Source organism: Yersinia enterocolitica subsp. enterocolitica (assembly GCF_901472495.1).
Taxonomy (GTDB): domain Bacteria; phylum Pseudomonadota; class Gammaproteobacteria; order Enterobacterales; family Enterobacteriaceae; genus Yersinia; species Yersinia enterocolitica.
The window spans coordinates 1103794-1119519 of sequence record NZ_LR590469.1; the positions used below are offsets into that span (position 1 = coordinate 1103794).

Below are 15726 nucleotides of genomic sequence, written 5' to 3' on the forward strand. Positions count from 1 at the left end.
CAACATTTTAATAAATAAAAACCACCTTAATTATATTAACCATAGCAACCCGGTGGCCCACGGGAAAAATAAGCAAAACGTATTTTTTGCTAAAAACCTCAAAAAACACAACTTAAATAAAATGATTTTTCTTTTTTATACGATTAGCCAATGCAATTATAGGTATTATGCTTATTACTTCTGACAATATAATGCTTAATATTGCACAACGTCTCTCTCTGCTGAATACCATATTGTCATAAAGAACGCCGGGAATAGATCCCGGCGTTACCAGCGAGGCTATTTCATAGTTCCAACCATATCTTCCGGTTTAACCCATTCATCGAATTGTTCATCAGTAACATAACCTAGTTTCAGCGCCGCCGCCTTGAGGGTCAGCCCCTCTTTATGGGCTTTCTTCGCAATTTCAGCCGCCTTGTCATAACCAATATGAGTATTCAACGCAGTAACTAACATTAGCGATTCATTCAGTAGCTGAGTGATACGGTCACGATTAGGTTCAATGCCAACTGCGCAATGCTCATTAAAACCGCGCATACCGTCGGCGAGCAGACGAATAGATTGCAGGAAGTTATGAATCACCAGCGGGCGGAAAACGTTCAATTCAAAGTTACCAGACGCCCCACCAATATTGACCGCCACGTCGTTACCCATCACCTGCGCGCATAACATGGTCATAGCTTCACATTGTGTCGGATTGACTTTACCCGGCATGATAGAACTGCCTGGTTCATTCTCCGGAATAGAAAGCTCGCCAATGCCACTGCGGGGGCCTGAGGCTAACCAGCGCACATCGTTGGCAATTTTCATCAACGAGGCCGCTAAACCTTTCAATGCACCGTGACCATGAACTAATGCATCACAAGTTGCTAATGCCTCAAATTTATTCGGCGCGGTGACGAAAGGTTGCTGGGCCAAGGCTGCAATCTCATTGGCGACGCGCACCGCATATTCAGGATGAGTATTCAGCCCCGTCCCAACGGCAGTGCCGCCCAATGCCAGTTCGCACAGATGAGGAATAGTGGCTTCAATATGTTGTACATTGTGCGCCAACATCGCCACCCAGCCGGAAATTTCCTGCCCCAGCGTCAGTGGCGTGGCGTCTTGTAAATGCGTGCGGCCAATCTTCACAATGTCGCGATAGGCTTCGGCTTTATTTTTCAGGGTCTGTTGCAATACTTTCAGTTCAGGTAACAGATGCTCTCTTAACCCAATAACTGCGGCGACATGCATTGCGGTTGGGAATACATCATTTGAGCTTTGGCTTTTATTCACATCATCATTAGGATGAACCAGACGATCATTACCTCGTTCGCCCCCTAACAATTCACTGGCCCGATTGGCCAGCACCTCATTCATATTCATATTGGTTTGCGTGCCAGAACCGGTTTGCCAAATTGAAAGTGGGAACTCGCTCGCATGTTCGCCATTCAAGACCTCATCAGCCGCACGCATAATCGCTCTTGCCCGCTCGGCGGGGAGCAAACCCAGATCCATATTGACCTGGGCTGCGGCGCGTTTAGTCAATGCCAACGCATGAATCAGTGCCGTTGGCATCTTCTCTTGCGAAATACGAAAATGCTCGAGTGAGCGCTGGGTTTGCGCGCCCCATAATTGACTTGCCGGTACATCAATAGGCCCCATTGAGTCCTTTTCACTGCGGGTGGTCACCATCACTGTCTCCTTAGCATATGAACAGAAGGTTGTAGTATGACGGGTATATGATGGCATATTTATCACCACCTTTATGCGATTGATTCGCATTTCTCTCATTTAGTTATATTCGGTTATAAGACGGATTACATTACTACTTGCAACCCCTTTGGCCCCATTGTTTACTAAGGGACGATTTTTATCAGGGCGATGAATTTCGCCAGATTCAACGGCAGATGACCTATGATGCAAAAAATGAAGAATGCAGTACAAAACTACGCCTGGGGCAGTACCAATGCGCTTACCGAGCTTTACGGCATAGCCAATCCGCAAGGCAAACCTATGGCTGAATTATGGATGGGCGCTCACCCCAAAAGCAGTTCTGAAGTTGCGGATGCCAGCGGCCAATGGCATTCATTGCGTGATGTGATTGAGAAGAACCCTGATGCCACTTTAGGTCATGACGTTTTTAAACGTTTTGGTGAATTGCCCTTCCTATTCAAAGTGCTATGTGCCGCCCAACCATTATCGATTCAGGTGCATCCAAGTAAGGCTGCGGCAGAAATTGGCTTTGCCAAAGAGAATCAAGCGGGTATCCCGCTGGATGCCGCCGAGCGCAATTACAAAGATGCGAACCATAAGCCTGAGTTGGTTTATGCCCTAACACCTTTCCAGGCCATGAATGGTTTCCGTACTTTGGATGACATTGCGGCCCTGCTCCAGCCATTAGCCTCCGCTCATCCGGATATCGCAGCGTTTCTACGCTCCCCTGATACCGAACATTTAGCCACCTTATTTGCCAGTTTGCTGAGTATGGCGGGCGAAGAGAAAACGCGAGCTTTGGGGATATTGAAAGCGGCACTGAATAATCAATTGGGTGAGCCGTGGGATACTATTCGCAGTATTTCGCGTTTCTACCCGGATGACAGTGGTTTGTTCTCTCCGTTGTTGCTTAATGTGGTCACCCTGCAACCGGGTGAAGCCATGTTCTTGTATGCTGAAACCCCTCATGCCTACCTTAATGGCGTGGCGCTGGAAGTCATGGCAAATTCGGATAACGTATTACGCGCGGGACTGACACCTAAGTTCATCGATATCCCTGAATTAATGGCTAACCTGCAATTTATTCCAAAACCTGCCGCTACTTTACTGACCACGCCCCAACAGCAAGGCAACGAGTTGCTATTCCCCATCCCTGTTGAGGATTTTGCTTTCTCACTGCATACATTAACGTCAGAGCCACAGGAATTGGCGCAAAACAGTGCAGCCATTGTATTTTGTGTTCAAGGTCAGGCGATATTGAAAAAACAGCAGCAAGAAATCACGTTGCAACCCGGTGAGTCTTGTTTCATTCCGGCTAATGAATCGCCAATTACCGTCCACGGAATAGGCTCAATTGCCCGTGTTTATAACGCGGGATGAACGAAGTGACTTATTTTGTTGTCTATTGCTGGCCTTTTGATGCTGTGGTGGTTAAATTTCACCAGCGCAATAAGTCGTTATCGTCGCAATAATATTTGTGTACGGTTAATCTAGGCCTATATTAATTTGGGAGATGTTGTTTTCTATGCATCTCTTTGGTGTTATTTAACTAGCAACTCATTACCGCGTTCAACAGTGAATTTGGTGTATTAGAAAAGGATGAACAGAACAATGAAAAAATCGTTAGTGGCTGTCAGCGTCATAGTCGTACTTGGCGCAGCATGGACTGGGGCCTCATGGTATACCGGCAAATTGATTGAACAACGTATGGGCGAATTGGTTAATAACGCCAATGACCAGATCAGAACCTTGCTGCCGAAAGCCGGTGTAAAGTTCGCTTATAAAGATTACCAACGTGGCCTGTTCAGTAGCCAGGTGCGCTATGTGTTGCAAGCAGATAGCAGCGTTGCGGGTGAAAAAGCCTTGCAAGATGGTGATGAAGTCGCATTCATCGAAACTATCGATCACGGCCCTTTCCCATTGGCGCAGCTAAAAAAATTCAATCTGATCCCAAGCATGGCGTCGGTACATACCGAACTTGCGAATACCCCAGCATTGAAAAAACTGTTTGAAGTCACTAAAGGCCAATCACCGTTTACTGCGGATTCGCGCATTTCATACAGCGGCGATACCTCTTCTGCCATTACATTTATTCCTATTGATTATCAGCAGAACACCACCAGCATGAAATTCTCTGGTGCAAAAATTGATGCTGATGTCTCCCGCGATCTGCGTGATGTGAAAATGAGTGGTTCAAGTGATAGCCTGATTTTCGCCAGCAAAAATCAGTGGGATCAAGTTGAGCAATTTAGTCTGCAAGGTTTGGTGATTAAAAGTGATACCAATATCGGCAAGTTTGATCTCAGCATTGGCTCCCAACTACTGGGAATCAAACAAATTGGCCTCAGTATTGATGGTAAAGACACCGCGACATTAATGGGCTTTAACCTGAACACACAATTGGGCGAAACCGATAAGGACTTGAACGGCAAGCTGACTTACACCCTGGACGCATTAAAAATTCAGGATAATGACTTCGGCTCTGGTAAATTAGCCTTTGCCTTCGACAAACTTGACGGTCAAAGCTTGAAGCAGTTTACCAATGCCTATAATCAGCAAGTATTGCAGGCCGTTCAGGCGGGTGAAAACCTCGATCCCGTTGCTTATCAAGAGCAAATGACCGAGATACTGATTGCTAACCTTCCGGCCTTGCTGAAAGGTAACCCAACCATCAGCATGGCACCACTAAGCTGGAAAAATGCCAAAGGTGAAAGTACCTTCACTCTGAATATCGCGCTGACTGACCCGGCACAAGCCAAAACCGGTAGTGAGCCAATGCTGGCGCAATCAGTGAAAAAAGTCGACGCAACATTGACCATCCCAATGGCTATGGCCACTGAGCTGACAACCCAGGCCGCTCGCCTGCAAGGCTATAACCCAGAAGAAGCACAAAAACTGGCGCAGCAGCAAGTTCAGGGTATTGCGGCCATGGGCCAGATGTTTAAACTGACCACCACTAAAGATGATGTTATTAGCAGCAGCTTCCACTTTGCTGATAACCAGGTCGATTTGAATGGTCAGAAAATGTCACTGCAAGAATTCGTTGGCCTGTTTGGCATGTTCGGTGGTGCACCTGCTGAAGAAGATACCGGTACTGAATCTGAAGATGCGCCCGTCGCACCAGCACCAGCACCAGCACCAGCACCAGCACCAGCACCATAGATATGAAATATTAAAACCATAAGAAACGGGGCCTGATGGCTCCGTTTTTTTATCCAAAGAGGTCTAGATTATGAAAGATAAGCCAATATTAGGGCCAGATCCCCAGTGTAAACACCCGATGGCGGGGTTTAATCAAGTATGCTTTATCAAAAATACCACACAGAATCCGAACATTATTATCGGTGATTATACCTACTACGACGATCCACAAGATTCTGAAAACTTTGAACGTAACGTGCTTTATCACTACCCCTTTATTGGCGATAAGCTGATTATCGGCAAATTCTGTGCATTAGCTCATGGGGTGAAGTTCATTATGAATGGTGCCAACCATAAAATGTCTGGGTTATCGACTTACCCATTCAATATTTTTGGTAACGGCTGGGAAAGAGTCGCCCCGTCCAGGGATGAGCTGCCTTATAAAGGTGATACTCATGTCGGAAATGATGTGTGGATTGGCTATGATGTGTTGATTATGCCAGGTGTCACCATTGGCAATGGGGCAATTATTTCATCACGCTCAGTGGTCACGCGCGATGTGCCCGCTTATAGTGTGGTCGGCGGTAATCCCGCAACACTGATTAAAAATCGCTTCTCCGCCGAGGTTATCGGTAAGCTACAAACCATTGCCTGGTGGGATTGGCCAATAGACGCGATCAGTCGCAATCTACACCTGATCGTTGCCGGTGATATTGAGGCATTAGCGCGAGCAGCCAGCGAGATTGAACACACCTAATCAGGCCGACCCTCGGCGGATCAACACCGGCGGTAATATGACGCTTTGCAGTTGTAAATCTACCCCAGAAATACGCTGAAGCAGCCGCTGCCCGGCACTGTAGCCAATTTCCCGGGCAGAACTGGTGATAAAGGTCAATGGTGGCTCAGTAAGTTCTGCTGCTGGCACATCACCAAAACCAATTAATGCTACTTGCTGATCGAGATAAGTATCTACCCCCGCACTGCCAATCGTCCTGCCAGTCCGTAAAATACCAAAATAGGCTCCCAATGCGATGGATGCCTGATGACATACAATCGCGCTGACATTAGGGTGACGCCGTAACAGCTCTTCCGCTGCATCTGCCGCCGCCTGTTGCTGACCATCACATTCGACCACCCACTCCGAACGAAACGGTAGCCCATACTGCACTAGAGTGGCACAAAAGCCCCCGAGCCGTTCAGCCCGCGTCAGCGAGTGCGAATGTCCGCCAAGATAGGCAATTTGCCGATGACCACGACCAATCAGAAACTCGGTCGCCATTTTAGCGGCTTGCATATTATCAGGACGCACCACATCAACGCCGTCCAGCACATGGGATCGGGCAGCGCAAATCAGTGGAATATCATGTTCAGCAGCCTTTTCTCGTAGCCCCATTTCCCGCTTGGCTCCACCGCCCAGCACCAAGCCATCGACACCTTGATCGATAAGCGTGTCGAAACAACGCAATAATCCTTTGCCTTCGCGGCCACTTTGCGTCAAGAACAACAATTTACCTTCAGCCTCAATGGCTTCACTTAAGCCGGCGGTCATTTCCGCATAAAAAGGATCGCCAATATCACGTACAATCAAGCCAATGACACCTGACTCCCCGCCGCGTAATTGTGCCGCCTGACGGTTACGTACATAGCCTAATTGTTCTATTGCCTGATTAACCCGCTCGGCTGTCGCCGGAGAGATACGCCCTTTGCCACTGATCGCTAACGAAACTGTCGCCACAGAGACGCCAGCAAATTTAGCGACATCAGTGATTGTCGTTTTTTTAATTGTCATGCCAAAAAGTAAGCCAAGTTAAACGTTTAATCCATGATGACCCAGTATACCCAAAAATTTGGAGTTGCAGCCAGGCAGTCAGCAAACTCATCCCAATGAGCTTAACAAGTAAGTGATTCGGGTGAGAGCGCGCAGCTAACAACCCTGCGGCTTCAAATGTGAAGGGTATACAGAAATAGGATCAGTAATTGTGACATATCACTCATATTATCTGGGTTAAACGTTTTATCTTATTTTACCTCCAGACAGGGAGGCGAAATAGTCGCCATTATCCATCAATTTTTTAACATCAGGTGTATCAGTACAGGAGTCACTATGTCAGCGGCAAAAAAACAAAAAATTACGCTGTGGGAGTTTTTCCAGAGTTTAGGGAAAACCTTCATGCTACCGGTCGCCTTGCTCTCCTTCTGCGGGATCATGCTGGGTATCGGTAGTTCGCTTAGCAGTAAAGATGTCATCACCTTATTACCTTTTATTGGTCACCCGGCCTTCCAGCTATTGTTTACCTGGATGAGTAAGGTTGGCTCATTTGCCTTTAGCTTCTTGCCAGTCATGTTCGCCATCGCGATCCCACTGGGTATGGCGCGTGAAAACAAAGGGGTGGCCGCATTCTCCGGTTTCGTTGGTTTTGCCGTACTGAATCTGGCAACCAATTTTTACCTAACCACCAGCGGCGTATTACCGACAACTGACCCACTGGTTCTGAAAACACATAACATTCAGAATATATTGGGCATCCAGTCCATCGATACCGGTATTTTAGGCGCGGTGATTGTAGGGATCATTGTTTATTTACTGCATGAACGCTTCAATACCATTCGCTTACCTGATGCATTAGCCTTCTTTGGTGGCACCCGTTTCGTGCCGATTGTCACCACCGTGGTACTCGGATTGGTCGGTTTGTTGATCCCGCTGATCTGGCCTTGGTTTGCGGCGGGTATCAATGGCTTAGGCCGTTTGATTAACGGTGCTGGCATGTTCGGGCCGATGATTTTCGGCAGCGGTGAGCGCTTATTACTGCCATTCGGCCTGCATCATATCTTAGTGGCATTGATCCGCTTCACTGAAGCTGGCGGCACTATGGATGTGTGCGGTCATAGTGTTAGCGGTGCTTTAACTATTTTCCAGGCGCAATTATCTTGCCCTACCACCTCCGGTTTCTCTGAAAGTGCCACTCGCTTCCTGTCGCAAGGTAAAATGCCCGCGTTCCTCGGCGGCCTGCCAGGTGCGGCACTGGCAATGTATCATTGTGCTAAGCCAGAAAATCGCCATAAAATTAAAGGGTTGTTGATTTCAGGTGTCGTTGCTTGTGTTATCGGCGGCACCACAGAACCCATTGAATTCCTGTTCCTGTTTGTTGCCCCGTTCCTGTATTTGATCCATGCCATCCTGACCGGGCTGGGCTTTACTGTTATGGCGCTATTAGGGGTGACCATCGGTAATACTGACGGTAATATCATTGATTTCGTGGTATTTGGCATTCTGCATGGCACCGCGACTAAATGGTACTGGGTGCCTGTCGTTGCCGGGATCTGGTTTGTGGCTTACTACTGTATTTTCCGTTTTGCTATTCAGCACTTCAATATCAAAACACCGGGTCGTGAGAATGAAACCACCGCCAGTAGCAATGCAGAAAAAGCAGCCAGTGGCGCTGTTAGCGGCAAGTCTGGCTATAACTCCCCTGCTATCTTGGCTGCTCTGGGTGGTGCCGATAATATCGTCTCATTGGATAACTGTATTACGCGCTTACGCATGTCGGTCAAAGATATGAATTTAGTGGATAAAGAAGCATTGAAAGCCAATCGTGCCATTGGTGTCATTCAACTCAATGACCACAATCTTCAAGTTGTTATCGGCCCGCAAGTGCAATCAGTGAAAGATGAATTAGACTCACTGATAGGAAATGGTCAATTTGCCATGTCATAAGACGGTAATTCGCTAACCATCGTTGCCTGGATATGAGTTACATAGAAACTATACCCGAAGCCATTGGAGTCGCAGGTAGGCAGCCAGCAAACTCATCCCGATGAGCTATAAGTAAGTGATTCGGGTGAGTGCGCGCAGCTAACAACCCTGCGGTTTCAAGGGCGAAGGGGATACTTGATAAGCGAGATGCTGATGTTTGATTTCTCCACCCCCGTCGATCGTCACGGCACCTGGTGTACCCAGTGGGACTATATTGCTGACCGCTTTGGTGCTGCGGATTTGCTGCCCTTCACTATCTCGGATATGGATTTCCCCACCGCGCCGGTTATTTTACAAGCACTCAATCAGCGCATCGAGCACGGTGTGCTGGGGTACAGTCGCTGGCAACATGAAGATTTTCTCGGCGCGATCCGCCACTGGTATCAGCAACGTTTTCATTGTCATATTGATACATCAATGGCGGTCTATGGCCCGTCGGTCATCTATATGGTAGCCCAACTGATTCGCTGCTGGTCGGCACCCGGTGATTTCGTCGTCACCCACACCCCGGCTTATGATGCTTTTTACAAAGTGATCCTCGGCAATCAGCGCCAATTACTCAGTTGCCCGCTGCATAAAGTCGATAACCAGTGGCAGTGCGATATGGCACATCTGGAAGCATTACTGGCGCGCCCGCAAACCAAAGTATTGTTACTGTGCAGCCCGCATAATCCCACGGGCAAGGTCTGGACAGCAGCAGAACTCACCCACATGGCCGAGTTATGTGAGCGCCATCAGGTCAAGGTCATCAGTGATGAAATTCATATGGATATGACGTGGGATAATCAAGTGCACACGCCGTGGAGTCAGGTCGGTCAAACACCTTGGGCCTTACTAACCTCGGGTTCCAAGACATTTAATATTCCGGCCCTCACCGGGGCTTACGGTTTTATCAGTGATACTGAAACTCGTGAAACCTATAGCCAGATGTTAAAGGGGCGTGATGGTCTCTCTTCCCCGGCTGTTTTAGCTATCGTGGCGCATATCGCGGCCTACCGTCAGGCGGAACCCTGGTTGGACGAATTACGCAATTATCTGCAAGCCAACCTGGCTTATGTGGCTCAGCGGTTGAATGAAGCATTTCCCACATTAAACTGGCAACCGCCGCAGGCAACCTATTTGGCATGGATAGATTTGCGGCCACTGAATATTGACGATAATCAATTGCAGAACGTGCTGATCGAGCAACAGAAAGTCGCCATTATGCCGGGCTTCACTTATGGTGAAGAAGGCCGCGGCTTCCTACGCCTTAATGTCGGTTGTTCGCGCAGTAAAATTGAAGCCGGCATGGGTAAACTCATTAATGGTATCCGGTTTTTACAACGAGAATAGCAAGTTTGCGTCGGATAAATGCAGATGTTGAAATCGGCTCTCTCTCCACAGTAATGCAATTTACAGGCACCTTTTGAAGGATAAAAAGGTGCCAAAATGAGACTGTCATCACTTTTTTATGTAACACGGTGGATATTTTCACTGATTTGTTTTTATAATGTTCTGCACTTAATCCATAATAACCCAGTGAGTGCACACATGATCGATCCCCGCCTTCCCTTGACTGACATTCATCGCCACCTTGACGGCAATATTCGTGCGCAAACTATTTTGGATCTGGGCCGTCAGTTCAATTTGTCGCTGCCTGCTGATGAGTTAGAGGCTCTGCGCCCGCATGTTCAAATCACTAAAACTGAACCTGATTTAGTTAGCTTCCTGCAGAAGTTGGATTGGGGCGTCGCGGTTTTAGGCTCTTTGGAGGCCTGCCGCCGCGTGGCTTATGAGAATGTGGAAGATGCCGCGAATGCGGGCTTACATTATGCCGAGCTGCGTTTCTCTCCATTCTATATGGCGATGAAACATCAGTTACCCGTCGCCGGTGTAGTAGAAGCCGTCATCGATGGTATTCAATCTGGTTGTCGTGATTTTGATATTGATATTCGTCTCATCGGTATTCTTAGCCGCACTTTTGGTGAGCAAGCCTGTCTGCAAGAATTGGATGGTTTGCTGGCACATCGTGATGCGATTACTGCGCTGGATTTGGCGGGTGATGAACTGGGTTTCCCTGGTGGGCTATTCCGCAGTCACTTTAACCGCGCACGTGATGCCGGTTGGCGGATTACCGTCCATGCCGGTGAAGCCGCTGGCCCTGAGAGCATCTGGCAGGCTATTCGCGAGTTAGGGGCAGAACGTATCGGTCACGGTGTTAAAGCTGTAGAAGATATCAAACTGATGGATTATTTGGCTGAGCATAATATTGGTATTGAATCCTGTCTGACATCCAATATTCAAACCAGCACCGTGGCATCACTGGCTACTCACCCCTTAGCCACCTTCTTGCGCCATGGTGTATTAGCATCAATCAATACTGATGACCCTGCGGTTCAAGGAATTGAGATTGCTAATGAGTATCATATTGCAGCACCAGCAGCTGGCCTGACACCACAAGAAATTCGTCAGGCGCAAGAAAATGGCCTGACAATGGCCTTTATCAGTGAGCAAGAGAAACAAGTGTTGCGTGACAAAATTCGCAACTAAACAGCCGGATATCAAAACAGCGCGTACGCGCTTCGAGTCACTAACCAAGCCAAATAAAGGGGAAACGTGCCGTTGGGGTCGTAGTGGCGTGAGCCACCGGAGCGCCCCTGGGTGCGGTCACCCCTGCGATAACTGGAGTGGGTCAGTTACAATGTCTCGTGTGTTTTCGCAGTGAGCATTTCCGCATTCTCTCTGGCGACCCGTTTGGCGTATCGCTGCGCCAATACGGCACAAACCATCAATTGAACCTGATGGAATATCATCAGCGGCAATACCATAACCCCCACTACCGAGGCAGGAAACAACACGTTAGCCATCGGAATTCCATTAGCCAGGCTTTTCTTCGAGCCGCAGAACACAATGGTAATCTCATCGGCGGTATTGAAGCCCAACCAACGGGCAGCCAACGTATTGACGACCAACACCACTGTCAGCAAGACCATTGAACAAACCAATATTGCCAGCAACGACCAGCCGTCGATTTGATGCCAAATCCCCTGCACGACCGCCTCACTGAAGGCAACATAAACCACCAACAGAATCGATGACCGGTCAGTAATATTGACCAGTTTCTTATGACGCTCAACCCATTTGGCTATTAGCGGACGTGATAAGTGACCGACAATAAACGGCACCATCAATTGCATGACGATAGAACCGATAGCATGCAAAGTATCAGTATCGCCCCCCTGGGTATGCATCAACATCCCGACCAGAATCGGTGATAAGAATACACCGAGAATACTGGATGCCGAGGCGCTACATATGGCAGCAGCAACATTGCCTCCGGCTACCGAGGTATAGGCGATAGCGGATTGCACCGTCGCTGGCAATGCACACAGATACAGGAAGCCCAGATACAGAGTTGGCGTTAACACCCCAGGAACTAACACATTCATACCCAATCCCAATAGCGGGAACAGAGCAAACGTACTGAGGAATACCACTAAATGCAGTTTCCAATGCCCCATGCCGGAGACTATAGCGGCGCGGGACAGTTTGGCACCGTGCATAAAGAACAGTAATGCGATAGCTGCTGTCGTCAGGTGTTCAAACCATACTTTAACCTCACCCTCACAAGGGAAGATCGAGGCAATAATAACGACCAGTATCAGTACTAATAAGAACTTATCTATTCGTAAGCGTTGTAACCAAGACATGCAAAAGTATTCCTTCAATATACCCTTCGCTCTGGAAGCTGCGGGGGTGTTAGCTACGCTTACTCACCCGAATCACTTACTGATGTATGCTCATCGGGATTTGTTCGCTTGCTGCCTACCCGCAACTCCAATAGCTTTGGGTATAGTTTCAAAAAACCGCAGAGGTCTAACTCAATTTGCAGTGACAACTGGCAGCGTTTTTTTCTGTTGATCAGAGGCAATGCCCAACTCAATCAACTCCATCACCGTAATCGCTTCAGATGCTGGCACTGGATTGGCTGCCGTACCCAAAATGGCATCGCGAATGCCAGCATAGTAGGCAGGATAATTACCCGGTAAGGTCAGCAATGGCTTTTCGGCCAATACGCCGTCATGTGACAGTGTCACGACACCATCGCGCATGTCATAGCCCCAGTCAGCCTGCGGTAAACGCTCACCTGCTTTCAGTCGGTCTTCCTGTGGGTCTAACCCAAATTTAATGTAGCTGCCTTGCATGCCGTGGACGATATAACGCGCAGTTTCTGCCGCGGCCAAAACGGTGCCATGCAAGACCACACGTTGATCTGGATAGCTGAGAATGGCATGGAAGTAGTCAACCGACTGCGCCCCTGGACGTAGCATTGCCAAATCCACATTTAAGCTGTCTGGCAAACCAAATAGTTGCAGCGCTTGATCCAGTAAATGTGGCCCCAGATCGTACCAAATACCGCTGCCAGCACCGCCTTGCTCGCGCCAGCGCTGACGGATTTCAGGGCGATAACGGTCAAAGTGAGATTCAAAATAGACGATTTTCCCCAGCGAACCTTCCGCCAGTAGTGTTTTTAATGTCAGGAAATCACTGTCCCAGCGGCGATTGTGGAATACGGATAATAACAACCCAGCTTCGTCCGCCTGTTGCTTCAGATCTCGCGCTTGTGACAGTGTCACGGTAAACGGTTTATCGACCACCACATGTTTACCGGCTGCCAGTGCCCGCTGGGCCAAAGGGAAATGGGTATCATTGGGTGTTGGAATAACGATGAGTTGAATTGCCGGGTCATCAAATAAGGCTTGCGGGTCAGAAACGACAGTCATTGACGGCCAATCTGCATGAACTTTACTGGCATCACTACTGGAAACCCCTGCCAGTTCCAGCCCCGGCGTCCCCATAATCAGGGGAGCATGGAATGTTTTACTGGCGTAGCCATAACCCAGCAAACCCACTTTTATTTTTTCAGCCATCACATATTTCCTCTTGCCCGCTATCACTCGATACAATCGATTTGACACTATGATGATTGCCGCGACAAGAGGTAATTTTTTGCTTCACGAGACAAGTGGCATTAAACCCGTACGATGCCCTCGGCATTCTCGCGCCATTCGGGGTGGCGCAAGCTGCGTTGTGGATAATTGGTTTCAATGCTGCGACGCCTGAAATCACTGGGGCTAACCCCTACGCGCTTGCGGAATACTCGGGAAAAATAAAGTTGGTCGTCATACCCCACCACCCGGCCAATGGTCGCGATCGGTTCTTGCGTGGTTTGCAGTAATAATTTAGCGCGGATCACCCGCTGATCTTCACGCCAGCGCAAGATATTAATCCCCACTTGCTCGCGAAACAGGTGCGCCAACCGTGACGGCGATAAACAGACATGGCGGGCAACTTCATCGATGCGCAACTCACCCGCCAAATTGCCGGTGATAAATTGGCATGCTTCAATCACCCGCGGGTCCATAATACGTTGTGGGCTGAGAGGATCTTCTTCCATTGAACGCAACAACAGCCGCTCTAGCAAGTTCATTCCTAACTCTTCACCAAACCGCCGTCCGGATTTTTGTGTCTGTTCTATATTGGCAAACAGGCGATCGAATTCTAGCAGTAAGTTATTGTTAGGTAATGATAAACGCCCTACTTCATGGGTTTTACTGTGCCACTCCAACCAATCTGCCCAATAGGCCCGAGGACGGAAATAGACCCAGCGATGATACCAACAATCACTGTTAGGTGAGCGACCATAATAATGTGCCGCTTTAGGCGGAAAGAGCAGCAAATCACCAGGGTTACTGTAAAAGGTGTTTTCACCATCAAAAATCTTGCCCTGACCCTTAATGGTCAGATTCAAGATATAACCTTTCATGCCGCCGGGCCGGTCGATAAAGAAATCGAGTGGTCCATCGGCCAGAATCGGGGTTAATCCAGCCACCAGATAAGCATTAAAAGTGTAGCCTGGCAGCAAGGGATTGGGTTGCGGTTCCTGAACCATTCGATGGTACATTGAGTCTCCTTGGTGTCATTTCCTAATCATCAGTTTATCGGGCAGATTTGAAATCTGCCCGATAGTGATAACAGAATTGTGAGCCACGGTGGATTTTTATGGACTTTCCTGTCATCGGTGCGCTTATACCGTCCGTTTAGCCAGCTGTTTGTAACGGTCGAAGATAACCGCTGCCAGCAGGATCAAGCCGCGCACCACGTATTGTGAGAACGGGGAAATATTCAGTAGGTTCATGGCATTTTCCACTGTGCCAAGAATCAAAATACCGGCGATTACATAGGAAATTTTGCCAATGCCGCCTTTGAGAGATACCCCACCCAGCACACAAGCGGAGATAACTATCAACTCATAACCAATCGAAGTCATTGGCTGACCACTGGTCATACGTGAAGCCAAGATGATCCCCGCAGCGGCGGATACCAGACCAGACAACACAAAGATAATGATTTTGGTACGTACCACCGGAACCCCAGCCAAACGAGCGGCATCTTCATTACCACCGATCGCCAATGTATTGCGGCCAAATGTGGTTTTATTCAGCAGGAAACCAAACAGTGCCAGGCAAGCAATAGTGATCCAAATCGGCGCGGGCAACCCTAACCAATTGGTATAGCCAAGTGCAAAGAAACGCTCATCTTCGATACCCACTGCTTTACCATCAGAAATGATATAAGCCAGACCACGAACAATTTGCATGGTCGCCAGAGTGGTTATCAGGGCATTTATCTTCAGCCGGGCAATGACAAAACCGTTGATCAGACCACACAATGCGCCCAGTAACAAACCCGCCCCCACCCCCAGCCATAAGCTTTCAGTCATATTGATGACCACCGCGGTGGTGACCCCCGCACAAGCAATAACTGAGGCGACAGATAAGTCAAAATCACCGGATGCCAAACAAAACAGCATACCGCACGCCACCATCCCGGACATTGAGATAGCCAGCCCCAAGCCTTTCATATTGATAAAGGAGCCAAAATTAGGCACAAATATGACACAGCCAATAAACACCACGGCGAAAACCACCAGCATGCCGTAGCTATCCCAAATGCGAGATAGCCCCAGCCCCCTATTAGCAGGAGCCTCTTGCGGTGGCTGCGACTGAGGTGATGTGGGGGTGGTCTTTTTATCTGAGCTCAAAGTCACGCTGGACATGGATGTATTCATTACAATCTTCTTCACAGTCATCTCC

The 15726-nt window shown here is 48.5% G+C and carries 12 protein-coding genes; 6 read left to right on the forward strand and 6 right to left on the reverse strand.

Annotated elements, in window-relative coordinates:
* Positions 1-279: 279 nt before the first annotated feature.
* Entirely contained in the window at positions 280-1674 is a 1395-nt protein-coding gene (gene fumC, locus FGL26_RS05150) for a class II fumarate hydratase (RefSeq protein WP_005169824.1), read from the reverse strand.
* Between the two features lie 225 nt (positions 1675-1899).
* On the opposite strand from fumC, the gene manA reads away from it, so the two are divergent.
* The 3 genes from manA (at position 1900) to vat(F) (ending at position 5593) form a co-directional block, all read left to right on the forward strand.
* Positions 1900-3075 (forward strand): mannose-6-phosphate isomerase, encoded by a 1176-nt coding sequence (manA, locus tag FGL26_RS05155; RefSeq protein WP_005169828.1) that lies wholly within the window; start codon positions 1900-1902, stop codon positions 3073-3075.
* 231 nt (positions 3076-3306) lie between these two features.
* Positions 3307-4857, forward strand: a complete 1551-nt coding sequence (locus FGL26_RS05160) for a YdgA family protein (RefSeq protein ID WP_032912726.1) — start codon at positions 3307-3309, stop codon at positions 4855-4857.
* A gap of 70 nt (positions 4858-4927) precedes the next feature.
* Positions 4928-5593, forward strand: a complete 666-nt coding sequence (gene vat(F), locus FGL26_RS05165) for a streptogramin A O-acetyltransferase Vat(F) (RefSeq protein WP_005169832.1) — start codon at positions 4928-4930, stop codon at positions 5591-5593.
* Here vat(F) and malI read toward each other — a convergent pair whose 3' ends face one another.
* Entirely contained in the window at positions 5594-6625 is a 1032-nt protein-coding gene (gene malI, locus FGL26_RS05170; RefSeq protein WP_005169835.1) for a Mal regulon transcriptional regulator MalI, read from the reverse strand.
* A gap of 315 nt (positions 6626-6940) precedes the next feature.
* On the opposite strand from malI, the gene malX reads away from it, so the two are divergent.
* From malX to add, 3 genes are all read left to right on the forward strand, one after another.
* Positions 6941-8551, forward strand: a complete 1611-nt coding sequence (gene malX, locus FGL26_RS05175; protein WP_005169836.1) for a maltose/glucose-specific PTS transporter subunit IIBC — start codon at positions 6941-6943, stop codon at positions 8549-8551.
* A 192-nt stretch (positions 8552-8743) separates the two neighbouring features.
* Positions 8744-9922, forward strand: a complete 1179-nt coding sequence (locus FGL26_RS05180) for a MalY/PatB family protein (protein ID WP_005169839.1) — start codon at positions 8744-8746, stop codon at positions 9920-9922.
* Between the two features lie 198 nt (positions 9923-10120).
* Positions 10121-11119 carry an adenosine deaminase gene (gene add, locus FGL26_RS05185; protein ID WP_005169840.1) on the forward strand — a complete coding sequence of 333 codons (999 nt, stop codon included), beginning with the start codon at positions 10121-10123 and terminating at the stop codon, positions 11117-11119.
* A 146-nt stretch (positions 11120-11265) separates the two neighbouring features.
* Here the strand turns inward: add and FGL26_RS05190 are convergent, their stop codons facing one another.
* The 4 genes from FGL26_RS05190 to araH all read right to left on the reverse strand — a co-directional run bounded on the left by FGL26_RS05190 (position 11266) and on the right by araH (position 15689).
* A complete protein-coding gene (locus FGL26_RS05190) occupies positions 11266-12279 on the reverse strand; it encodes a bile acid:sodium symporter family protein (RefSeq protein WP_005169841.1) in 1014 nt (337 codons plus the stop codon).
* Between the two features lie 171 nt (positions 12280-12450).
* A complete protein-coding gene (locus FGL26_RS05195) occupies positions 12451-13500 on the reverse strand; it encodes an oxidoreductase (protein ID WP_032912727.1) in 1050 nt (349 codons plus the stop codon).
* 101 nt (positions 13501-13601) lie between these two features.
* Positions 13602-14534, reverse strand: coding sequence for an arabinose operon transcriptional regulator AraC (gene araC, locus FGL26_RS05200; protein ID WP_005164778.1), 933 nt, complete (start codon positions 14532-14534; stop codon positions 13602-13604).
* A 123-nt stretch (positions 14535-14657) separates the two neighbouring features.
* Positions 14658-15689 (reverse strand): L-arabinose ABC transporter permease AraH, encoded by a 1032-nt coding sequence (gene araH / locus FGL26_RS05205; protein ID WP_005169866.1) that lies wholly within the window; start codon positions 15687-15689, stop codon positions 14658-14660.
* Between the last annotated feature and the right edge of the window lie 37 nt (positions 15690-15726).

Bases quoted from the DNA above. Each gene is read 5' to 3' on its own strand.
- FGL26_RS05180 (WP_005169839.1), top strand. From the start codon at position 8,744: ATGTTTGATTTCTCCACCCCCGTCGATCGTCACGGCACCTGGTGTACC.
- FGL26_RS05195 (WP_032912727.1), bottom strand. From the start codon at position 13,500: ATGGCTGAAAAAATAAAAGTGGGTTTGCTGGGTTATGGCTACGCCAGT.
- fumC (WP_005169824.1), bottom strand. From the start codon at position 1,674: ATGGTGACCACCCGCAGTGAAAAGGACTCAATGGGGCCTATTGATGTA.
- FGL26_RS05160 (WP_032912726.1), top strand. From the start codon at position 3,307: ATGAAAAAATCGTTAGTGGCTGTCAGCGTCATAGTCGTACTTGGCGCA.
- araC (WP_005164778.1), bottom strand. From the start codon at position 14,534: ATGTACCATCGAATGGTTCAGGAACCGCAACCCAATCCCTTGCTGCCA.
- FGL26_RS05190 (WP_005169841.1), bottom strand. From the start codon at position 12,279: ATGTCTTGGTTACAACGCTTACGAATAGATAAGTTCTTATTAGTACTG.
- add (WP_005169840.1), top strand. From the start codon at position 10,121: ATGATCGATCCCCGCCTTCCCTTGACTGACATTCATCGCCACCTTGAC.
- malX (WP_005169836.1), top strand. From the start codon at position 6,941: ATGTCAGCGGCAAAAAAACAAAAAATTACGCTGTGGGAGTTTTTCCAG.
- manA (WP_005169828.1), top strand. From the start codon at position 1,900: ATGCAAAAAATGAAGAATGCAGTACAAAACTACGCCTGGGGCAGTACC.
- malI (WP_005169835.1), bottom strand. From the start codon at position 6,625: ATGACAATTAAAAAAACGACAATCACTGATGTCGCTAAATTTGCTGGC.
- araH (WP_005169866.1), bottom strand. From the start codon at position 15,689: ATGTCCAGCGTGACTTTGAGCTCAGATAAAAAGACCACCCCCACATCA.